This window comes from Lentzea sp. NPDC006480, assembly GCF_040611995.1.
Lineage (GTDB): Bacteria > Actinomycetota > Actinomycetes > Mycobacteriales > Pseudonocardiaceae > Lentzea.
The window spans coordinates 1-20817 of the sequence record NZ_JBEXPJ010000097.1 but is presented as its reverse complement, the minus strand read 5'-3'; the positions used below and the strand labels follow the sequence as shown (position 1 = coordinate 20817).

Annotated in this window: 17 protein-coding genes and 1 pseudogene; 8 read left to right on the top strand and 10 right to left on the bottom strand. The window is 68.9% G+C overall.

Going from position 1 to position 20817, the window contains the following annotated elements:
- Positions 1 to 125: 125 nt before the first annotated feature.
- The 4 genes from ABZX92_RS30395 to ABZX92_RS30380 form a co-directional block, all read right to left on the bottom strand.
- Positions 126 to 998, bottom strand: a complete 873-nt coding sequence (locus ABZX92_RS30395; protein ID WP_355566734.1) for a hypothetical protein — start codon at positions 996 to 998, stop codon at positions 126 to 128.
- Positions 999 to 1164: 166 nt separating this feature from the next.
- A complete protein-coding gene (locus tag ABZX92_RS30390) occupies positions 1165 to 1989 on the bottom strand; it encodes a hypothetical protein (RefSeq protein WP_355566731.1) in 825 nt (274 codons plus the stop codon).
- A gap of 172 nt (positions 1990 to 2161) precedes the next feature.
- Positions 2162 to 3010, bottom strand: a complete 849-nt coding sequence (locus tag ABZX92_RS30385) for a hypothetical protein (RefSeq protein WP_355566728.1) — start codon at positions 3008 to 3010, stop codon at positions 2162 to 2164.
- A gap of 104 nt (positions 3011 to 3114) precedes the next feature.
- Positions 3115 to 3441 carry a hypothetical protein gene (locus ABZX92_RS30380; RefSeq protein WP_355566726.1) on the bottom strand — a complete coding sequence of 109 codons (327 nt, stop codon included), beginning with the start codon at positions 3439 to 3441 and terminating at the stop codon, positions 3115 to 3117.
- 70 nt (positions 3442 to 3511) lie between these two features.
- Here ABZX92_RS30380 and ABZX92_RS30375 point away from each other — a divergent pair, with 70 nt between their 5' ends.
- Entirely contained in the window at positions 3512 to 4564 is a 1053-nt protein-coding gene (locus ABZX92_RS30375; RefSeq protein WP_355566767.1) for a histone deacetylase, read from the top strand.
- Positions 4565 to 4586: 22 nt separating this feature from the next.
- On the opposite strand, the pseudogene ABZX92_RS30370 reads toward ABZX92_RS30375, so the two are convergent.
- Positions 4587 to 4871 (bottom strand): annotated as a pseudogene (locus tag ABZX92_RS30370) (chorismate mutase); the annotation flags it as partial.
- A 258-nt stretch (positions 4872 to 5129) separates the two neighbouring features.
- Here ABZX92_RS30370 and pcrA point away from each other — a divergent pair.
- Together pcrA and ABZX92_RS30360 are read left to right on the top strand one after the other, a co-directional pair.
- Positions 5130 to 7442 (top strand): DNA helicase PcrA, encoded by a 2313-nt coding sequence (gene pcrA / locus ABZX92_RS30365; protein ID WP_355566724.1) that lies wholly within the window; start codon positions 5130 to 5132, stop codon positions 7440 to 7442.
- A 694-nt stretch (positions 7443 to 8136) separates the two neighbouring features.
- Entirely contained in the window at positions 8137 to 8388 is a 252-nt protein-coding gene (locus ABZX92_RS30360; RefSeq protein ID WP_355566721.1) for a hypothetical protein, read from the top strand.
- Positions 8389 to 8600: 212 nt separating this feature from the next.
- On the opposite strand, the gene ABZX92_RS30355 is transcribed toward ABZX92_RS30360, so the two are convergent.
- Entirely contained in the window at positions 8601 to 9389 is a 789-nt protein-coding gene (locus tag ABZX92_RS30355; protein WP_355566718.1) for a M23 family metallopeptidase, read from the bottom strand.
- A gap of 208 nt (positions 9390 to 9597) precedes the next feature.
- Positions 9598 to 10578 (bottom strand): alpha/beta fold hydrolase, encoded by a 981-nt coding sequence (locus ABZX92_RS30350; RefSeq protein WP_355566715.1) that lies wholly within the window; start codon positions 10576 to 10578, stop codon positions 9598 to 9600.
- Positions 10579 to 10714: 136 nt separating this feature from the next.
- On the opposite strand from ABZX92_RS30350, the gene ABZX92_RS30345 reads away from it, so the two are divergent.
- From ABZX92_RS30345 to sucD, 3 genes are all read left to right on the top strand, one after another.
- The gene (locus ABZX92_RS30345) at positions 10715 to 12409 is read left to right on the top strand and encodes a hypothetical protein (protein WP_355566713.1); all 1695 of its coding nucleotides are present in this window, start codon (positions 10715 to 10717) and stop codon (positions 12407 to 12409) included.
- Positions 12410 to 12605: 196 nt separating this feature from the next.
- Positions 12606 to 13772, top strand: a complete 1167-nt coding sequence (gene sucC, locus ABZX92_RS30340) for an ADP-forming succinate--CoA ligase subunit beta (protein WP_355566710.1) — start codon at positions 12606 to 12608, stop codon at positions 13770 to 13772.
- 5 nt (positions 13773 to 13777) lie between these two features.
- Positions 13778 to 14665 carry a succinate--CoA ligase subunit alpha gene (gene sucD, locus ABZX92_RS30335; protein WP_355566708.1) on the top strand — a complete coding sequence of 296 codons (888 nt, stop codon included), beginning with the start codon at positions 13778 to 13780 and terminating at the stop codon, positions 14663 to 14665.
- Between the two features lie 174 nt (positions 14666 to 14839).
- Here the strand turns inward: sucD and mptB are convergent, their stop codons facing one another.
- Positions 14840 to 16183 carry a polyprenol phosphomannose-dependent alpha 1,6 mannosyltransferase MptB gene (gene mptB, locus ABZX92_RS30330; RefSeq protein WP_355566706.1) on the bottom strand — a complete coding sequence of 448 codons (1344 nt, stop codon included), beginning with the start codon at positions 16181 to 16183 and terminating at the stop codon, positions 14840 to 14842.
- 61 nt (positions 16184 to 16244) lie between these two features.
- Positions 16245 to 17312 (bottom strand): polyprenyl synthetase family protein, encoded by a 1068-nt coding sequence (locus ABZX92_RS30325; protein ID WP_355566702.1) that lies wholly within the window; start codon positions 17310 to 17312, stop codon positions 16245 to 16247.
- Between the two features lie 104 nt (positions 17313 to 17416).
- Between ABZX92_RS30325 and metF the strand changes: the two genes are divergently transcribed.
- On the top strand, positions 17417 to 18298 hold the full coding sequence (gene metF / locus ABZX92_RS30320) for a methylenetetrahydrofolate reductase [NAD(P)H] (RefSeq protein WP_355566699.1): 882 nt from the start codon (positions 17417 to 17419) through the stop codon (positions 18296 to 18298).
- On the opposite strand, the gene ABZX92_RS30315 is transcribed toward metF, so the two are convergent.
- Entirely contained in the window at positions 18295 to 18948 is a 654-nt protein-coding gene (locus ABZX92_RS30315; RefSeq protein ID WP_355566696.1) for a DUF3153 domain-containing protein, read from the bottom strand. The genes metF and ABZX92_RS30315 overlap by 4 nt on opposite strands.
- Before the next feature lie 106 nt (positions 18949 to 19054).
- Here ABZX92_RS30315 and ABZX92_RS30310 point away from each other — a divergent pair, with 106 nt between their 5' ends.
- On the top strand, positions 19055 to 20707 hold the full coding sequence (locus ABZX92_RS30310) for a DUF885 domain-containing protein (protein WP_355566694.1): 1653 nt from the start codon (positions 19055 to 19057) through the stop codon (positions 20705 to 20707).
- The last annotated feature ends 110 nt before the right edge of the window (positions 20708 to 20817 follow it).

Below are 20817 nucleotides of genomic sequence, written 5' to 3'. Positions count from 1 at the left end.
CGACAGCGTGACTGCGGCTGTGGCAGCAGATCCCACGCTCGTGCTCCTCGTGCGGTAGTCAGCGGTCCGAATGCCCGCACAGGGTACCCCTGCCGTGGGCGGTTGCTGAGCTACCGGGTTGTGCCTCAGTTCACCGGTGCGAAGAAGTCGAAGCCGCCGACGGTGTCGCCCACGGTGTTGAGCACCGGGTCGAGCAGGCCGAGGTCCACGCTGACGTCGACCGGGTTGGACGGCGCGGGCAGCGGATTCGAGGCGGGCGGGGTGCTGCTGCTGGGCGGGTTCGCGGACGAGCTGGGCGGCGGAGGCGTCTGGCTCGACGGCGGCGTGCTCGGCTGGCTCGTCTCCGACGACGGCGTGCTCGTGGACGGCGACTGCGTCTGCGAGGTGGGCTGCTGCGTCGGCTGCTGGGTCTGCGTGGGCGTCTGCTGCGTGGGCGCCTTGGGCTGCTGGGTCTGGACGTACGGGGCGACGCGCGTCTGGGTCTGCTCCGTCGTCGGGTCGGCCGCCTGGGTCTCGGTGGCGTCCTCCTGCTGCGTCTTGTTCGACGGCAGCTTCACGACGCCCTCGGTGCCGGCGCTCGCGCCACGGGCCTGCGTGCGCTCGTCGAACCGCACCTCGGCGAGCGGGCGCTCGTCGGTCGGGGACAGCCACGAGGAGGCGGCGAAGGCCACCGAACCGCAGAGGACCACGCCACCGCTGGCTGCGACGGCCAGCTTGCCGACGGTGAACCCGCTGCGCTGCGTGTCGTCGGAACGGCCCTCACGGCGCAGCAGCTCCGTGATGTGCAGCTCCTTCATGGGCTGCTTCTTCTTGCCGCCCGCCGCCTTGACCGGCTTGAACTTGATCGTCGGCTCGAAGGCCTCCGGGGTGATGTCGTCGGTGATCACCGGGATCTCGACGGTCTCCGCCTCGCGGCGGGCGATCAGCTCGGCGACGGACAGCTGGCCGGTCGACTCCGCCGTTCCGTTCAGCCGCCGACGATGGTCCTCAATCGACACCGCTCGTTCACCCTTCCAAGTTCGCGTTCGCGCACTGGCGGGACCATGGATACCGAATCGTGACCCGAGATGTAACCCCTTCGGGGGAATTTTCACGATCGGAACCAGGTTTTCGCGACGAGCGGTCACCGTTCGACTGCGAACGGCGAGACCAGTTGGGTGCGGCCTAACTCCTCTGCGCCGAAAGGACCTCGGTGCCGATGATCCGCGGCTGGGTGGTGTCGGTCAGCCAGAAGAGCTGTTCGATGCGCAGCCAGCTGCCGTCGAGCTCCTGCATCGAGACGACCGCGAGCACCGATCCGTCCGGCCGGACGGAGGTCTGGTCGACGTTGACCGTCTTGATGATTCCCCAGGACTCGACGAACTCCTCGGGGTTCGCGCCGACGAGGTCCGGCGAGAGCAGCTTGGCCGCCGAGTTGGGCTTGGTCGTGAGCAGTTCGTAGAACCGCTTCACCACGTCGACCTGCGGCTGAGGGCCGACCGAGACCTCTGGCGTGGTCGGTTCCGGCGTCTGCAACAGCAGCGCGGACGGCTGCGGCAGCGGGGTGTCGGCCGCGGTCTGCAGCGGCTTGTTCTCGTTCGGCAGCTGGGCCGAGAGGACGTCGGGCCGCAGCGCGCTCGCACCGGACAGCGCGATCGGCCGTTCGGTGACCGGGACGCCCTGGTTCGCGGGCCGATTGCCCGCGAGGATCGCCGCCCCGGCGACCGCGCTGACCAGCACGATCGCGCCCGTCAGCAGACCGGCGGCCTTGGCCGCGCGGCTCCTGCGGTTGCGGCGGCGGCGACCTGGGACGACGGGGATGACCGCGGTGGTCGCGGTCATGTTCGTCATGGTCTCGGTGGGACCGAGCAGTGATGTGACTAGAGCGTCGGTGGCGGCTTCCTCGTTCGACGGGATGCGCATCGGGGTCGGCTGTTGCTTGATCAGCTCAGCCACGCTGATCGAGCCGGCGCGGGTGTGCCTCCGCCCGGTCGTCGCGGGACGCTGCACTGGCCTGGTCCTCCGTACTGTCCGTGGTCACCAGAAGACGTACCGTGGCGCCGCGTGACTACGCCAGCATCTCGGTGGACTTCAGCCGTTCGTGGCGTTGGGCGGTGTCAGGGATTCGCTCGATGGTGCTACTTACTACGGTCGGTAACTCGGGCCGTGACCTTTAGCCACTTCAGCCGCCGAGCTTCAGGCGTTCACCGTTGATCAAGGGAAGGTCGCCGAGCGTGAAGCTCAGCTCGCGCTTCTCGGTGCTGACCGAGCCGTCCTTCTTCGTCACCTGCAGCAGGCTGACGGTGAGGCCCTTGCCAGGGTCGACCACGATCTCCTTGACCTCGATCAGCGAGATGTCCGCGAGCCTGCCTTCGAGCAGCGCGCCGGCGTTCGTCCGCACGGTGTCCGTGGTCATGGCGAGCGCGGTGTCCGCGTTCGTCGCCATCTCGCGGTAGAAGTGCTCGGTCTGCTGGGCGATCTTGGAGCCGTCGACGACCGGCGCCTGGCTGACCGGCACGGTCGTGATCACGGGCGGCGCGGTGCCGGCCGGTGTGGTGCTGACGGCCGGACCGCTCGAGCCCGGCGCGCTGGACCCCGTGCCCGGCACGGCGGCGCCGTTGCCGGTACCCGCCGTGGACGGCTTCGTGCCGGTGGCCGACGGGCTGGTGCCGCCGGTGGGCAGCGCGGAGATCAGCGGCACGTCCGACGGGTAGCCGGGCAGGCCGACGGTCTCGACCGCGCCGCCACCGCCGACCAGCTTGGCCGCGGCGACGCTCAGCCCGACCAGCACGAGCACCGACGAGATGACGGCGAACCAGGCCGCGCGCTTCCACGTGCGCGGCGGCGTGACCGAGGCGGGCACCAGGCCGATGTTGAACTTCCGCAGGCCGTCGGTGTCCTGCAGCGGGTCGATCTGGCGGCGGCGGGGCAGCGGGATGCGATCGCCACCGACGACGGGGCGCGGCTGCTCTTGCTGCGGCTGCGCTACACCGCCGTCGAGACGATGTTTGCCCGGCAGTAGTTCGTCCATCCCCGACACCCCTCTGCGACGCAATCAGAGTAGGGCCGTCCGGACGTACCGAACCAACCAAAAGGGGGCGTTCAGGACGAGTGACACACGAAAGTGTGGTTTTACTACCTCGGCGGGAGTTGGGCTTGACCGCTGTTCAGCTGCTTGTGCGTCTTCTGCACGCCGTTGAGCGCGGCCAGACCGCTGCCACCCGCGATGATCGCGCCGATCACGTCGGCGCTGAGCGAGTCGCCGTTGGTGATCAGCAGGCCGATCACCGCGCCCACGGTCGTGATGATGGCGGTCTTCCAGCGGCTGCGGACGAACTGCGAGACGGGTGCTCCGGCTAGGCCCTTCTTGTTCGCGGCCGAACCGAGCAAGCCCAGGTATGCGTCGTGCGCCAAGGCGGCGAGCAGGCCGGCGATGGCGATCAGTGCGGCGATGAGGCCCATGCCTCCAGTGTGCCTCCAGTTTTTTGCGGTGGACCATCCGTGATCGCCCTGATATCCGATTCGGGTGGACATGTTCTGGCACGACGACTGCCTCGAGCACGACGCCGGCGAAGGCCTGTGGGAGCTGCCGGGCTCCTGGCCGTGGCTCGACGTGGCGGAACCGCACCCGGAGAACGCCGCGCGGCTGCGCACGTTCCGGCACGCGCTGACGCACGGTCCGGTCGCCCCGCACCTCACGTGGCACGAGGGACGGCATGCGTCCGTTGACGAGCTTCTGCGCGTGCACACGGCCGGCTACCTCGACTCGTTGCGGGTCTCGGAGCGTGTGGCGCTGGAGGTGAACACGGTCGTGGGTCCCGAAACGTGGCGTGCGGCGTGCGCGGCGGCCGGAACGTCGTTGGCAGCGCTGGAATCCGGCGTGCCACTGGCCTATGCGCTGGTACGGCCGCCCGGACACCACGCGCAGCCTGACATGGCCGACGGCTACTGCTTCGTCAACAACGCGGCGCTGGTGGCGGAAACCGCGCGGCGCCAAGGGAAGCGGGTCGCCGTGCTGGACTGGGACGTGCACCACGGCAACGGCACGCAGGAGGTGTTCTACGACCGTCCGGACGTGCTGACCATCTCCATCCACATGCGGCACGGCTCGTGGGGCACGAACCACCCGCAGACGGGCGCGCCGTCGGAGGTGGGCGCTGACGGCAGGAACGTGAACATCGAGCTGTCACTGGGCGCGGGGGACACGGCGTACCTGCGCGCGCTCGACGAGATCGCCTTCCCGCTGCTGCGCGAGTTCGCACCGGACCTGCTGGTGTGCGCGTCCGGGTTCGACGGCTCCGCGTTCGACCCCAACGGCCGCCACAACGTCACGGCATCGGGCTACCGCGAGATCGGCCGTCGGGTGGCGTCGTTCGGAACGCGGGTCGTGCTCACCCAGGAGGGCGGCTACCTGCGCGGCTACTCCGCGCTGTGCCTGCACGCGCTGGTGGAGGGCCTGCTACAGCTGCCGGAGCCGTTGCTGGAGGACCCGCTGGCCTACGTGCCGGACGACTCCCAGCTCGTGGACGCGGATTTCGCGCTCCTGCGCAAGGCCCTGAAGCCTTTTTGGCCCGGCGTGCTGTGACGCCGGGCCCAGGGCCTCGGAGCTACCTGCCGAGCGGGCCGCGGCCCATCTTGAGCAGGATCATCGCGAGATCCTTGCCCTCGGGGCCGAGCGGCTTGTAGCGGCTGAGGACGTCGATCTCGCGGTTGTGCACGATCTTCGTGCCGCCGGCGGCCATGCGGGCGGCGCCGATGATCTTGGAGACCTCGACGCGGCGTTGCACGAGACGCAGTATCTCGGCGTCCAGGTGGTCGATCTCCTGGCGCAGCTCGTTGATGTCCGGCTCGGTGGTGGTGTCCATCGTGGTGACCTCTCGACTCTTCGAGTCCTGGCCCGGAAGCGAACGAAGCCCCGGGGTCCGAGGACTCCGGGGCTTCGTGGTGGCTTTGTCAGCGCTGGACGACCACGGGAGCCGGAGTCCGGATCCCGTAGAAAAACTCGAAGAACGTCGCGCGCACGGATGCAGTGTTGCACAGAACCGGCGCACCCCGCCAAACCCGCCCGGAGGGTGGGAACCGGCCGGTCATCGAACACATGGTCGGGTGGTACGAGTTTTGTCGGTGCCGCCCGGTACCGTGGATGGACGATGAGCGCCTTGTTCGACTTGCCCTCAAGTCCCCCCGTTTCCCGCGCGGGCCACCTGCTCGACGACCTGAACCCCGCGCAGCGCCGTGCCGTGGAGCACGCCGGTTCACCGCTGCTCGTGGTGGCCGGCGCAGGCTCCGGCAAGACGCGCGTCCTCACCAGGCGGATCGCCTACCTGCTCGCGGAACGCGACGTGCACCCCGGCCAGATCATGGCCATCACGTTCACGAACAAGGCCGCCGCGGAGATGAAGGAGCGCGTCGCCGACATGGTGGGCGCCCGCGCCCGCTCGATGTGGGTGTCGACGTTCCACTCGATGTGCGTCCGCGTCATGCGCCGCGAGGCCAAGACCCTGGGCATGTCGTCGAACTTCTCGATCTACGACAGCGACGACACCCGCCGCCTCATCACGCTCGTGGCGCGGGACCTCGATCTCGACCCGAAGAAGTACGCGGCCCGCACCCTCGCCGTGCACATCTCGAACCTCAAGAACGAGCTGATCGACCCGGAGACCGCCGCCGCCCAGGCCACCAACGACCTGGAACGCCGAGTGGCCGAGGTCTACGCGGTCTACCAGCGCCGCCTGGGCGAGTCGAACTCCCTCGACTTCGACGACCTCATCATGCGCACGGTCGAGCTCCTGCAGAACTTCCCGGACGTGGCCGAGCACTACCGCCGTCGCTTCCGCCACGTCATGGTCGACGAGTACCAGGACACGAACCACGCCCAGTACACGCTGGTGCGCGAGCTCGTGGGCAAAGCGGGCGGCGAGATCCCCCCGGCGGAACTGTGCGTGGTCGGCGACGCCGACCAGTCCATCTACGCCTTCCGCGGCGCCACGATCCGCAACATCGTGGAGTTCGAGCGCGACTACCCGGACGCCACCACGATCCTGCTGGAGCAGAACTACCGCTCCACCCAGAACATCCTCACGGCGGCCAACGCGGTCATCTCCCGCAACCCCAACCGCCGCGACAAGACCCTCTGGTCCGACCTCGGCGAGGGCGAGAAGATCGTCGGCTACGTCGCCGACAACGAACACGACGAAGCCGCCTTCGTGGCAGGCGAGATCGACCGCCTGGTCGACAGCGGCGAGGTCAACAACAGCGACATCGCCGTCTTCTACCGCACCAACAACCAGTCGCGCGTCTTCGAGGAAATCTTCATCCGCCTGGGCCTCCCGTACCGAGTGGTCGGCGGCGTCCGCTTCTACGAGCGCCGGGAAGTCCGCGACGCCCTGGCGTACTTGAGGACCTTGGCCAACCCCGAGGACACGGTCTCCCTCCGCCGAATCCTCAACGTCCCCAAGCGAGGCATCGGCGACCGAGCCGAAGCCTGCGTCAGCGCCTACGCCGAACGCGAACGAATCAGCTTCGCCGCCGCCCTCCGCGAAGCCGTGGACGACCGCGTCCCGATGCTGAACCCCCGCTCCCGCAACGCGATCGCGGGCTTCGTCGAACTCATGGACCAACTGGGCGAGATGGTCGAGCGCGAGGACGACGTCGCCGACATCCTCGAAGCCGTTCTCGAAAAGACCGGCTACCGCACCGAACTCGAAGCCAGCGAGGACCCGCAAGACCACACCAGGGTCGAAAACCTCAACGAGCTGGTCACGGTCGCCCGCGAGTTCACCGAACTGGAACTCCCGGAAGGCGCCGACCCGGTCCCGTCCCTCCCCGCTTTCCTGGAACGCGTCTCCTTGGTGGCCGACGCGGACTCGATCCCGGACGCCGAGTCCGACGGCGTGGTCACCCTGATGACCATCCACACGGCCAAGGGCCTCGAATACCCGGTCGTCTTCAGCACGGGCTGGGAAGACGGCGTCTTCCCCCACATGCGCGCCCTCGGCGACCCAGCCGAACTGGCTGAAGAACGCCGCCTCGCCTACGTGGGCATCACCCGAGCCCAGCAACGTCTTTATCTGTCCCGGGCCCTGGTCCGCTCAGCCTGGGGCCAGCCCTCGGCCAATCCGGCCTCCCGCTTCCTGGGCGAGATCCCCCAGGACCTGATCGACTGGCGCCGAGTGGAGCCTTCCCGCTCGGCCCCGGCCGCAGCCACCACCTGGGGCCGCTCGGCCTCAGGCGGCATAGCCTCCCGCGGCCTCTCCCGCCCAGCCCCGGGCAAAGCGGGCTGGAAGGACGCCCCGGCCATGAAGCTGGAAGTGGGCGACCGCGTAACCCACGACAAGTACGGCCTGGGCCGAGTAGTGGCCGTGGACGGCGCGGGCCTGCGAGCCACCGCCACGATCGACTTCGGCAACTCGGGCACAGTCCGCCTGATGCTGATCGGCAGCGTCCCCATGACCAAGCTCTAGCCAGCCAGCCTCCCCGCCACGACCCCGACGGTGCCGCCGCCGGGGTCGTCGCATGTCGGCGGTGAGCCTTTTCATCCTGTCCGTGCCGGCAGCGGCATTCAGTTGGGTATGCACGGACTGGCTTGTCCATGAAGGGAACCTTCATGGACCTCAGGTGGATGAAAGCGCCGTTCATGGACGTGGGCCCGCCCGCAAGGCGACTACGGACCCGGCGTGATCATGGGCATGACCTACGAAACCGGCGCGTGCCGCCAACGGCCGCCCCGCACCCTCTCAACCCACCACAAACCGGACAGGTCAACTGGCCCTGACCAGCAACTTCACCCCGACCAGATAAATCTCAAGAAAATCCCAAGAACCAGCGCAACGAACCCGACCTTCGTACGTCTATGTGGGTGTCGCAAGCAGCACAGCCGCGGGCCGTTCGGGGCGATCCGCAGCAAGAACCGCAGCCTGCAGACGAAGGGAGCGAAGTGAAGGCGGGGGCCAGAACTTCGCGGCGAGTGCGGCCGGACCGAACGGGAGAGCGGTCCGGCCGCACGACTCAGCGCCACGGTTCAGTCACGGGCAAGCCCAGGTCAGCTCAGCTCAAGCCGTCCGCGAGCTTCGAGCGACCGCCGGCGCCGAAAATTGTCAGACCCACCGAGCATCATCAACCGCGTGTGGACGAACCTCGACGCGGGAGCTCTCTCAAATGGATCACGTACTGGCCAACGTGCTGCACGAACGAGTGTTCGCAATCCTCAGCCAGCTGGAATCCGCGAGCACACCCCAGGCGACGATCAGCCTGACCTCAGCCTGGCGCACCCTGCTCACCCTCCACGAGCAAACAGACACCGGCGCCTGCAAGGCCTGCGGCCCACGATGGCGAAAACACATGTGCTCGGTCTGGCGAGTCGCCACGGCCTACTTCATCCGCCATGACCGCGACTCAAGTCCGCCCTGAGCAAGCCCTCGTGCTCGGCCGGAGTCCGGCTCGAATCCAGCTCAACTCCGGCCTGACCCTGTAACGAGTCGCGGAATACGAGCGACAGGAGCGCTGTTGGAGGCTCATGAGGCCCGTGAGACGCCTGAGCCACCCAGTCCCGCACCAGGAGGTGGGTCACCGCCGAAACCGGCGTCAGAAAGCTGTTGAGCCGTAGTTCAGCGGATCGCGAATCAGACGGTCACACCGCGAGCGTTCAGCCACGTGAGCGGGTTGATCTTCTGGCCGCCGGGGTTCCAGACCTCGAAGTGCAGGTGCGGGCCGGTGGAGAAGCCGCGGTTGCCCATGTGGGCGATCATCTGCCCGGCCTTGACCGGCTGACCCTCGCGGACGATGAAGTCGTTGACGTGGCCGTAGACCGTGATGGTCCCGTCCTCGTGCTGGACCCGGACCCACAGGCCGAACCCGGAAGCCGGACCGGCCTCGAGGATCACGCCGTCGGCGGCGGCCAGGATCGGGGTGCCGATCGGACCGGCGATGTCGATGCCGAGGTGCATGGTGCCCCAGCGGCCGCCGTAGCCGGAGGTGAAGTCACCGGCGGCGGGGCGGACGAACTTCGGGCGCTTCTTCTCGGCCTCGACGGCCTCGCGCTCGGTGGTGAGCTGCTGGCTGCGCAGGAGCTTGGCGGCCTCGGCGGAACCCTCGGACGTGGTCTTGGAGACCGCGAGGATCTGCGGGGCGGAGGAGTTGTCGCCACCCTGGCCGGTGAACGCGGCGGAGCCGTTGGCCTGGTTCGCGAGCTGGACGTCCTTGCTGTCGTCCGCGGCGGCCTGCAGGGTTTGACCTGCGCCAGCCGCGGCGAACGCGCCTACTGCGACGGCGGCGACGACGATGCGTCCGCGAAGCGCCGACGGTGGCGGGGGGAGCCGGTGGGTGCTGACCGGGCGCGTGGAGGCACGGTCGACTGCCTCATCAAGCGCAGCACTGCGTTCATGGCCGCCGGGGGAGCGGTGGTGACTCAAAGCTTGCCCTTCCGCCTTCGGGGAGCCTGATCGGTGGACTGCCGGGCGGGGGATTCCCGGTGAGTCAGGATTCGGGGTTCTGACTCGGTGTCCTTCTGTGATCAGACCGTGACAACGGACCGGGGGACAGTAACGGCGCGGAGCCTCGGAGGGCAAACCCCAGTTCGTTATCTCGCCCGAACAGGCGGCAACCAGCGGGTTTCAACTGTCAACTGTGACCGTCGGTCACGCCGGGCGCGCGACACGCCTCACCGCCAGCGGCGATGGGGTGACTCAGAGAGTCATCCGATCGGGTGATGGCGGTCACAACTACGTGAAGAGTCCTCGTGTCAACCGGCAAAGAAAGGTGACCTGAATCACGTATCTGGTGCTCCTCGACGTGCAACGCGGAGTGCTCCAGTCGGGCGTTGCGCTGCGGCACGATGATCTGATCCATCTCCGACCAGACCACGACGAAGCGCGTGGCGCACGGACGGCAGGGTTCGGCCAGTTCGGACAACAGCTCCGAACCGGGCCGCAACTGCCGAGTCAGCGGAGTCGGCATCAAATAGGCGAGCAACGTGCCGTTGTGCGGCGTTCCGAGTGTTACGAGCGTGCGAACGCGTGAGTCGCCGTGTAGCCGTTGTACGTAATACCTGGCGATGAGACCGCCGAGCGAATGGCCGACCACATGCACCTGATCGGCACCGGTCTGCTCGCAGATCCGTTCGATGTGCGCGCCGAGCAACGCGGCCGAGCGGCGGACGTCCCCGGTCAACGCCGTCAGCACGCTGTAGTTGATCGCGTGCACCACCCCGAAGCCCCGCCGTCGCAGCGCCCCCGACAGCACCGCGAAGGCGGAGCGGTTGTCCCCGATGCCGTGCACCAGCACGATCGGGGTGCCCGCCGCGTCCATCGCCGAAACCATCAACCCGCGCTGGCGGGGTGGCAGGCCGTCGGTGCGGTAGTGCCGGAACTGGCCGTCCGGGCGCAGCTGCTCGGTGATCGCACCCCACGGGTAGAGCACCGCGTGGGCCGTCAACCAGGCCGCTTCCATCGCGACCCCGCGCATGCCGCCGGGCGTGGCCATCGCGCGCAACGCGACCTTCACCTCTTCCGCGACATCTCGTGCGGTGTGCACACCCCACCCGGCACGATCGAGAACCGCGTCAGTCAGACGCGTCATCCACGACCGGCCGTCGTCGCTCATATGAGCGACGGTAAGTGATGAAGTCACCGGTTAGCAGTACCCCGCGGACGTTTTCCACATGCGAACGAATTTCGTCTCACTTGGCATGAGCACGCTGACACGGAAACCAACACGGGTGTTGCTAGGTTCGCCCGCGATGACTCGAACCGAGCTCGAGAACCAGACCCCGGCCGCTGCCCGCCTGCGCACCTCGTGGGCCCTCGCCGCGGCGGGCGGTGTGCTCGCCGCCGCAGGCCCGCTGATCGGCGTGGTCGACGGCGCGGAACCCGCGTACACGTCGTGGCCGCTGCTCGCCGCCCTCGCGCTGCTGCCGCCCGCCGTCGCGGGTGTGCTGCTGTTCCGCGGCAGGCCGTTCGTGGCGGCGGGACTGATCGCCGCAGTCGGCGTGTTCGCGGTCGGACGCCTGTTGAGCGACTTGCAGATCGCGTTCGCCCCGATGTCCGTGGCGCGGCCTGAGCTGTTCCGGCCCACCACCCTCATCGCGGTCACCCCGTCGGCGGGGTTGTGGCTGCTCATCGCCGGGCACGTGCTGGTCATCTCGGCCGGCGTGCTCTCGTCCGGCCGGGCCGGGATGCCCGCGGACGAGTCCGAGTCCGCGAGGTTCATGGGTTTCCCCTTGCTGGTCGCCGTCGTGGCCGCGGTCGGGTTGCTGGGCAAGCCGTTCCTCTCGTCGGATGCCTTCCAGCTCGACCGCTCGCCGTGGGACCTGCCCGCGCTCGGACTTACCGGCGGACTGGTCCTGGCCCTGGCCGCGCCGCTCGCCACCGCGCTTGCCACGAGCTCGCCCGACCCGGACACCCGCGACGGTGGGACGTACGGCGTCACGCTCGCCCTGCTCGCCGTGGTGGTGCCCTGGCTGGCAGCGGGAACCGTCGCGCCCGGCCTGAGCATCACCAGCGGTTCGGTGCTCGTGCTGATCGCGGCGCTCGTGCTGCCCGCGGTGCCGCTGCTCGCCTGGCTGGTGCGGCTGGTGCTCCGCAGGCGCGACGGGGCGATCGACCACGCGTTGCCGTCGGTCCGGCGCCTCCACGTGGGCGCGGGCGTGCTCGCTCTGCTCTCCGCCGTCACGGTGATCATCGGCGCTCTCCTGCCACAGCTGGTCCTCGCCACTGGAGACGCGGCTCCCGGGCTGTCCTCGATGAACATCCTCTGGCCCGCTGCCGTCGCGGTCGCCGTGCTGGGACTTCTGCTGCTGGTGCCGTCCACCGCCGCGACCGTCCGGCCCGCCGTGGTCGGTGCCTACTTCGCGATGCAGCTCGCGGCGGCCAGTGCGACAGAACCGGTGGTGGCCGCCAACCAGGCGGGCCTCGCCCAGCCCGGCGCCGGCTTCTGGGTGCTGATCGCAGAGCTCCCGATCGGCCTGCTGGCGCTGGTCTTCGTCGGGCTCGCCGGTGCCGTCGACCGGGAGAACACCGACAGGAGGGAGTCCACGGACAGGAAGAAGGAACAGCTGCCGTTGGCCGAGCTGGGCGCATTGTTGCTGGCCGGGCTCTTCGGCCTGGGGGCCTTCGCGTTGCCGACCATGCGCGGTGCCGACTACACGGCTCCGACACTGGTGCCGGACGGCCACCCCGCAGTCTCCTGGGCGCTGCTCACCTCGTCCTTCCTGCTGATCATGGGTCTTCTCGTGGCGGTCCGGTCGAGGCCCGCTCGCGGTGCCGCCGAACTCGTGGGTCTCGCACTGCTGCTCGGCGTGCGGGCGCTCGAACTGCCGCTGACGGGCGGCCGCGTCGAAGGTGCCGTGGCGGCTCCTGGCACCTGGCTCGCGCTGGCGTCGGTGGCAGCGCTGCTGGTCGCGGCCGGATTGATGGCAACTCGCGCGACCCGCTGAAACGTGGTGAACACTCGCGTTGGCGCACCCGCGTGATCGACCTCACCGCAGTTGAGACCGACCTCACCAGGTGTGGCGTGCGAGCAGTACCTGCAGCTCGATAGTGTCTGGGCCCAGCCGCGTCAAGTGGGTTCGCTTGGCCCCTTGAGGACCACCCAGGCGCGGTGTTCCGACACCGACGTCGCAGGAGACCCGAGTGGACCTGTACGAGTACCAGGCGAAGGACCTCTTCGCCGCCCACGGCGTCCCGGTACTGCCGGGCGATGTGGCCACCAACCCCGCCGACGCCAAGGCCATCGCCGCGAAGTTCGGCCAGCCGGTCGTCGTCAAGGCCCAGGTCAAGACCGGCGGCCGCGGCAAGGCCGGTGGTGTGAAGCTCGCTTCCACCGCCGAGGAGACCGAGGAGAAGGCAACCGCCATCCTCGGCCTGGACATCAAGGGGCACATCGTTCACCGCGTGCTGGTGACGCCTGCCTCGGACATCGCGGAGGAGTACTACTTCTCCTTCCTCCTCGACCGCGCCAACCGCACCTTCCTCGCCATGGCGAGTGTCGAGGGCGGTATGGACATCGAGGAGGTCGCGGCCACCAAGCCCGAGGCCCTCGCGAAGATCCACATCGACGCCATCAAGGGTGTCGACGCGGCCAAGGCCACGGAGATCGCCGACGCGGCGAACTTCCCGGCCGAGGTGAAGGACCAGGTCGTCGACACCATCGTGAAGCTCTGGGAGACCTTCGTCTCCGAGGACGCCACGCTGGTCGAGGTCAACCCGCTGGTCCGCGACCCGCAGGACAAGATCGTCGCGCTCGACGGCAAGGTCACGCTGGACGAGAACGCCGGCTTCCGCCACCCCGCTCACGCGGAGCTGGTCGACAAGCAGGCGGAGAACCCCCTCGAGGCCAAGGCCAAGGAGAAGGGCCTCAACTACGTCAAGCTCGACGGCGAGGTCGGCATCATCGGCAACGGCGCCGGTCTCGTGATGTCCACGCTGGACGTCGTGGCGTACGCCGGTGAGCAGTACGGCGTGAAGCCCGCGAACTTCCTCGACATCGGCGGCGGCGCGTCCGCCGAGGTCATGGCGAACGGCCTGGACGTCATCCTCGGCGACGAGGCCGTGCGTTCGGTGTTCGTCAACGTCTTCGGTGGCATCACCGCGTGCGACGCCGTCGCCAACGGCATCGTGAAGGCGCTGGAGATCCTCGGCGACTCGGCCACCAAGCCGCTCGTCGTCCGCCTCGACGGCAACAACGTGGAGGAGGGCCGCGCGATTCTCGCCGAGGCCAACCACCCGCTGGTGACCGTTGTCGACACGATGGACAACGCGGCCGCCAAGGCCGCCGAGCTCGCGGCTGCGGGGGTCTGAGTCAGATGGCTATCTTCCTCAACGAGAACAGCAAGGTCATCGTCCAGGGCATGACCGGTGCCGAGGGCACCAAGCACACCAAGCGCATGCTCGCGTCCGGCACGAACATCGTCGGTGGCGTGAACCCGCGCAAGGCGGGCGAGAAGGTCGACTTCGACGGCACCGTCCTCCCGGTCTTCGGCACCGTCAAGGAGGCCATCGAGGCCACCGGCGCGAACGTGACCGTGATCTTCGTCCCGCCGGCCTTCTCGAAGGCCGCCGTGGTCGAGGCGATCGACGCCGAGATCGAGCTGGCCGTCGTCATCACCGAGGGCATCCCGGTGCACGACACCGCCTACTTCTGGGCGCACGCCGTCGCGACCGGCAACAAGACCCGCATCATCGGCCCGAACTGCCCCGGCATCATCAGCCCGGGCAAGTCGAACGCCGGCATCATCCCCGCGAACATCGCGGGCAGCGGCAAGATCGGTCTGGTGTCGAAGTCGGGCACGCTGACCTACCAGATGATGCACGAGCTGCGGGACTTCGGTTTCTCCACCGCGATCGGCATCGGTGGCGACCCGATCATCGGCACCACGCACATCGACGCCCTCGAGGCGTTCGAGGCGGACCCCGAGACCACCGCGATCGTGATGATCGGTGAGATCGGTGGCGACGCCGAGGAGCGCGCCGCGGCGTACATCAAGGAGAACGTGACCAAGCCGGTCGTCGGCTACGTCGCGGGCTTCACCGCTCCCGAGGGCAAGACCATGGGCCACGCCGGCGCCATCGTCTCGGGCTCGGCGGGCACCGCGCAGGCGAAGAAGGAGGCCCTCGAGGCCGCCGGCGTCAAGGTCGGCAAGACGCCGTCCGAGACGGCCGACCTGATGCGCGAGATCATGAACGCTCTCTGAGCCAGAGCTCTTGAACCGCACGCGGGGACCTTTCGTACCTTCCGAGAGTACGAAAGGTCCCCGCGTGCGTTCCGGCACCGGAGTAGTTTCTGGGTTCGGCCGCTCGCTCATGTGGCGGAACCGGCATGATCCGGTCATCGTCTGAGCATGTGCGTCAAGTAGCGTTTTGCAGCATCACTCGGTTGGAGGAGACCTGACATGTCCGTGCCTTACGGCGCACCCCAACAGCAGCGCGACGGCCAGCATCGTCACCGCGCCGCGCCGGAGGTTGTCGCGCACGTCGCCGTTGCGCGCCGCCCACCACTGCGTCCACGCGACCCAGATCAGCACGACCGCGCCGAGCGTCCGCGCGACGCCGACGAAGATGCCGCTCCTGACGCTGGCGCTGTCGTCGGCGAACCAGCTCGCGACCATGCCCACGAAGGCGCCGACCCCGCTCGGGACCGACAGCCAGTTGACGATCACCGACGAGTTGCTCAGCGCGGGGATCCAGCCGAGGCCCACCCCGGCGATCAGCGTGCAGGCCGCGAACACCCCGAGGAACGCCCCAAGAATCGTCACAGCGCCCGGTAGCAGCCCCCTGAGGACGCGAGCGCGCTCGTCGCCGTCCAGCCGTGCCGCCCAGATCCAGACGAGGAACGGCACGATCACGACCGCCGTCGCCTTCACCGCGAACGCGAGCCCGAGCAGTACGAAGCCGAGCACGTGCCTGCGGTCGAGCACCAGCAGCACGCCCGCGGCCATCAGCCCGATCATCATCAGGTCGTTGTGCGCGCCGCCGACCAGGTGGATCAGCAGCAACGGGTTCGCCGCCACGAGCCACAACGCGATCGCGGACTTCCCGCCCAGATGACGGCTCAGGCCCGGCAGCGCCCGGCACAGCAGCACGAGCCCGCCGACGAGCGAGAGGCGCATCGCGATGACACCGAGAACCACGCTGCCGCCGGTGAGCCACACGATCGCCTTGGCGAGAAGGATGAACAACGGCCCGTACGGCGCGGGCGTGTGCTGCCACACCCCGCTGACGTTCTCGCTGAGCGCGCTCTGCAGCACCGCGGGTCCGACCTGGTACGGGTCGTAGCCGCTCAGCGCGAGCTGGCCCTGCGCGAGGTAGCTGTAGACGTCCTTGCTGAACAGCGGCGGCGCGAACAGCAGCGGCACGGTCCACGCCGTCACCGCGCCGAGTACCGCGTGATCGCCGGCCTCACCCGACCGCACGAGCCTGCCGAGCTTGATCCACGCCCAGACGACCAGGCCGAGACCCAGGTACAGCACCATGATCGCGAGGTCGTGACCGTGGCCGTAGCGCAGCCAGCTCAGCCCGGCCCGGGCGAACAGCGGGTCGTGCTGGGGAACCGCGCCCGCGCCCATGCCTCCGAGCGCGATCAGCGTCACGCCCAGCAGGCCGAGCGCGGTCGTGCGGACGGGGATGGCGCGGAGGTTCGCGCGTACGGCAGCTGAAGGCTCCGGTGGAAACACCTCGGAGCTCGGGCGCAGGAGTGACGGAGTTGCTGCCATCGCGCGAACATCGTTGCACAAGGCACGAATGCATCAGCACACAACAGCTCACGGTCGAGCGCTAGAACGTCCGCTTCGTGGAGCTGATCGCGAGGTCCGCGAGCTTGGTCGCGGCGGGCTCGGCGACGGGTGCCGCGTCGAGTGCGGCCAGCGCGCTCTTCGTCAGCTCCTCGATGCGCTCCTCGACGGCGTCGACGGCGCCGACCTTCACCAGCGCCCGGCGGACCTCTTCGACGGTGTCGAGGTCGAGGTCCTGCTTGCCCAAAGCGATATCCAATATATCAGCGCCGAACTGCATGCCGAGTGCCACGAGCAGCGTGCGCTTGCCTTCGGCGAGGTCGTCACCGGCGGGCTTGCCGGTCACCTCCGGGTCGCCGAACACGCCGAGCAGGTCGTCGCGCAGCTGGAACGCGACGCCGATGTCGGCACCGAACGCCCGCAGCCCGTCGATGAGCTCCGGCGAACCGCCCGCCATCGCCGCGCCCATGTGCAACGGCCGTTCGACGGTGTACGCGGCGGTCTTGAGCCGGTCGATCCGCAGTGCCGCGTCCGGGGAGGAGTCGCCCCGCGCCTGCGTCAGCACGTCGAGGTACTGGCCCGCGAGCATCTCGGTGCGCATGTCCCGCCACGGCTCGCTCATCCGTCGAAGCACCTCCGCGGGCAGCCCGGCCGCGAACAGCATGTCGTCCGCCCACGCCAGCGCGATGTCGCCGATCAGCACCGCGGCCGACATGCCGAACCGCTCCGACGACCCGAGCCAGCGCTGGTCGCGGTGCCGCGCGCCGAACGCGATGTGCACGGTCGGCTTGCCCCGGCGCACCGACGAGGCGTCCATCAGGTCGTCGTGGATCAGCGCGCACGCCTGGATCAGCTCCAGCGAGCTCACCGCCGTGAGCACCTCGTCCGCGAGTTCGCCGTCGGGGTCGCCACCGGCCGCGCGCCACCCCCACCACGCGTATGTCGGACGGATGCGCTTGCCACCGCCCAGCACGAAGTTCGAAAGCGCGTCCACCGCGCTCGCGAAGCTGGGGTCCATCGCCTCGCCGGACGCGCGCCGGGAGGCCAGGTAAGTGGTCAACGCTTCTTCGACGTGCAAGGGCAACGACACGTCGATGGGGTGGTGGGACACATGTCCATGGTCCGCTGTGTCCCGGACCACCCGCATGCCGGGGCAGGCGTACCACATGGTGAGCTGGAGTCTCACCTAGCGGAAGACGCACTAGGGTTGTGGCCATGACGTCGGTGGTGGAGAGGCTCCGAGGCGAGTCTCCCAAGTTCTCGGTGGAGTTCCTGCCGCCTCGGGACGCCGAGGACGAGAAGATCCTCTGGAAGGCCGTCCGCGAGCTGGAGGGCCTCGACCCGGCGTTCGTGTCGATCACCTACGGCGCCGGCGGTTCGCGGCGCGACCGCACGATCCGCGCCACCGGCCGCATCGCGCAGGAGACGACGCTGCTGCCGGTCGCGCACCTGACCGCCGTCGACCACTCGGTGGCCGAGCTGCGCAACGTGATCGGCTGGTACGCGGCGATCGGCGTGCGCAACGTCCTGGCGCTGCGCGGCGACCCTCCCGGCGACCCGATGGGCGAGTGGGTCGCGCACCCCGAGGGCCTCAACTACGCCGACGAGCTCGTGTCGCTCGTCCGCGAACTGGGCGACTTCTGCGTCGGCGTGGCGGCGTTCCCGTACGGCCACCCGCGCTCGAACGACCTCGACACGGACCTGAAGTTCCTGCTGCGCAAGCTCAACGCGGGTGCGGACTACGCGGTGGCGCAGCTGTTCCACGAGCCGGAGCCGTTCCTGCGGATGCGGGACAGGGTGGCGGCCGCCGGCTGCTCGGCGGCGATGCTGCCCGGCATCATGCCGATGCTGTCGGCGCGCGGCCTGTCCAAGATCGTGGAGCTGTCCGGCGCCGATCTGCCGGTCGAGATCTCGCGCCGGCTGGAGCCGTACGCGGACGACGCGGCCGGCTTCCGGGCGACGGGCATCGACATCGCGACCGAGATGTGCCAGAAGCTGCTCGACGAGGGCGTCCCGGCGCTGCACTTCTACACGATGAACCGGGCCAAGGCGACGCGTGAAGTGCTGGGGCGCTTGGGTTTGGTGGCTCGCGCCTAGACCATCACGTTGCGCTTGTGCGCGATGAGAGCGAGCACGACGACGATCAGCGCGGCACCACCGGTGAGTCCGGCGACGAGCAACGCCCAGCCGAGGAACGAGCCGGACTCCTCGCCCGCGTACTGCACGGTGGCCTGGAGCATCGACGCCTGGCCGGGCTTCGGAGACCACGCGATCGTGTTGTTCTCCTCCTCGCGGCCGTTGGTGTTCACGATCTTGCCGGGGAAGCTGACCTTGATCTGGATGTCCGCGCGTTCCACGGGCACCTGGGTGAGGTCGACGGAGCCCGACAACGTGACAAGATCACCCGACCGGCGGAAGTTCATGCTGTAGCGGCTGTTCGACGAGCTCGTCGCCATCGACAACGTGCGCATCTCGTCGAACGACAGCCCGTTGAAGAACAGCTGCGTGCCCGCGTACGACTCCACCCGGTACGGCTTGGTGGTGACGCGGCTCGCCAGCTCCGGCGGCACCTTGAGCTGGGGGCCGGGGTCGTTGTCCTGCGTGGGCGGCGTGGCCGCGACGATCTCACCCGAGATGCGGTCGTCGTCCGACACGGCCATGGCCGCGTAGACGCGAACACATCCGCTCAAGGAGAACAGGGTGAGCAGCAGGAAGACCGGCACCAGAAGTGCCCGGGATCGACGCACGGCGGACATCCTGCCAGTCCCCTCCAAACGACGCAGGCCCTCCTTTGGTCGTGAGCTTGACTAACTACCTTTTGGTGTCGAGGGCCGCGAGGTAGCGTCTCGCGCCATGGCATCGGTGCACGACATCAGCAACAAGTACGTCAGCGACTACGCGGCGCTCGACCCCATCACCGCCACCCACCTGGGCTTCGAGGGAGCCGAGGACCAGCTGACGGACTTCTCGCCGGAAGGGATCGCGGCACGCGACGAACTCGCTGTGCGCGCTCTCACCGACATCACGGCAGCGCAGCCCGCGGATGCCTCCGAGGACGCGGCGCGCGCCGTCTTCCTGGAGCGAGTGGGCCTTGAGCACGAGCTCTACGAGGCCGGTGAGAACGAGTCCTCGCTGAACGTGATCGCGAGCCCGATCCAGTCGGTGCGCGACATCTTCGACCAGATGCCGACCGACACGCCGGAGAACTGGGCCACGATCGGGCGGCGTCTTTCCGCCGTGCCCGCCGCACTGGACGGTCTGCGCGCCTCTCTCTCGCACGCCGCTTCCCGTGGACACGTTTCCGCGCTGCGCCAGGTGACCAGGGTCGCCGAGCAGTGCGACGTCTGGGCTTCCACGTTCTTCACCTCCTTCGTGGCCACCTCGGACGCCTCGGGCGCGTTGCGTTCGTCGCTGGACGCCGGTGCCGCCGCTGCCTCCTCCGCCTACGCCGAGTTCGCCTCGTTCCTGCGCACGACGCTGGCTCCGGTCGCGCCCACCAAGGACGCCGTCGGCGAGGAGCGCTACCGCCTCGGCTCGCGCTACTTCACCGGTTCGCGGCTCGACCTGGCCGAGGCGTACGCGTGGGGCTGGGAGGAGTTCCTCGGCATCGAGGCCGAGATGAAGAAGGTCGCGGCCCGCCTGAAGCCGGGCGCCTCGCTGGCGGAGACCGCCGCCTACCTCGACGAGCACCCGCGCTACCAGGTCCGCGGCCAGGACGGCCTGCAGGCGTGGATGCAGGAGCTCTCCGACAAGGCCCTGCTCGACCTGCGCGACGTGCACTTCGACCTGCCGGACGCGCTGATGAACCTCGAGTGCAAGATCGCCCCGCCCGGCGGTGGCGTCGGTGCCTACTACACCCCGCCGACCGCGGACTTCTCCCGTCCCGGCCGCATGTGGTGGTCGATCGCCGAGGGCAAGTCCGTGTTCCCGACGTGGCGCGAGACGTCGACCGTCTACCACGAGGGCGTGCCGGGTCATCACCTCCAGTGCGCGACGGCGGTATATCAGTCGGCGACGCTCAACGACTTCCAGCGCCTCATGTGCTGGGTCTCGGGCCACGGCGAGGGCTGGGCGTTGTACGCGGAACGCCTCATGCGCGAGCTCGGCTACCTCGACGACGACGGCGACCTGCTCGGCATGCTCGACGCGCACCTCTTCCGCGCGGCTCGCGTGATCATCGACATCGGCATGCACCTGGAGCTCGAGATCCCGGCCGGCACCGGCTTCCACCCCGGCGAGCGCTGGACCCCGGAGCTCGGCCTGGAGTTCATGCTGACCCGCACGCTGCAGGAGCCCGCAGCCGCCCGCGACGAGCTCGACCGCTACCTCGGCTGGCCCGGCCAGGCCCCGGCCTACAAGCTCGGGGAACGTCTCTGGCTCGCCGCCCGCGAGGACGCCCGTGCCCGCAAGGGCGCCGACTTCGACCTCAAGCGCTTCCACAAAGAAGCCCTCGAGATGGGCTCGATGGGCCTCGACACCCTGCGCGAGCGGCTGGCCGCTCTCTAGTCCCACCTCTCTGACCAGCGCAAACCGGCGGCCATGACCTCACCCGAAACCTCCGCACCCCGTTGCGCGACCCGCCACGCTGCCTCGGCGGTCGGCGGCACCCCGTCCTC

Bases quoted from the DNA above. Each gene is read 5' to 3' on its own strand.
- ABZX92_RS30385 (WP_355566728.1), bottom strand. From the start codon at position 3,010: ATGGACGAACTACTGCCGGGCAAACATCGTCTCGACGGCGGTGTAGCG.
- ABZX92_RS30380 (WP_355566726.1), bottom strand. From the start codon at position 3,441: ATGGGCCTCATCGCCGCACTGATCGCCATCGCCGGCCTGCTCGCCGCC.
- ABZX92_RS30375 (WP_355566767.1), top strand. From the start codon at position 3,512: ATGTTCTGGCACGACGACTGCCTCGAGCACGACGCCGGCGAAGGCCTG.
- pcrA (WP_355566724.1), top strand. From the start codon at position 5,130: ATGAGCGCCTTGTTCGACTTGCCCTCAAGTCCCCCCGTTTCCCGCGCG.
- ABZX92_RS30360 (WP_355566721.1), top strand. From the start codon at position 8,137: ATGGATCACGTACTGGCCAACGTGCTGCACGAACGAGTGTTCGCAATC.
- ABZX92_RS30350 (WP_355566715.1), bottom strand. From the start codon at position 10,578: ATGAGCGACGACGGCCGGTCGTGGATGACGCGTCTGACTGACGCGGTT.
- ABZX92_RS30345 (WP_355566713.1), top strand. From the start codon at position 10,715: ATGACTCGAACCGAGCTCGAGAACCAGACCCCGGCCGCTGCCCGCCTG.
- sucD (WP_355566708.1), top strand. From the start codon at position 13,778: ATGGCTATCTTCCTCAACGAGAACAGCAAGGTCATCGTCCAGGGCATG.
- mptB (WP_355566706.1), bottom strand. From the start codon at position 16,183: ATGGCAGCAACTCCGTCACTCCTGCGCCCGAGCTCCGAGGTGTTTCCA.
- metF (WP_355566699.1), top strand. From the start codon at position 17,417: ATGACGTCGGTGGTGGAGAGGCTCCGAGGCGAGTCTCCCAAGTTCTCG.
- ABZX92_RS30310 (WP_355566694.1), top strand. From the start codon at position 19,055: ATGGCATCGGTGCACGACATCAGCAACAAGTACGTCAGCGACTACGCG.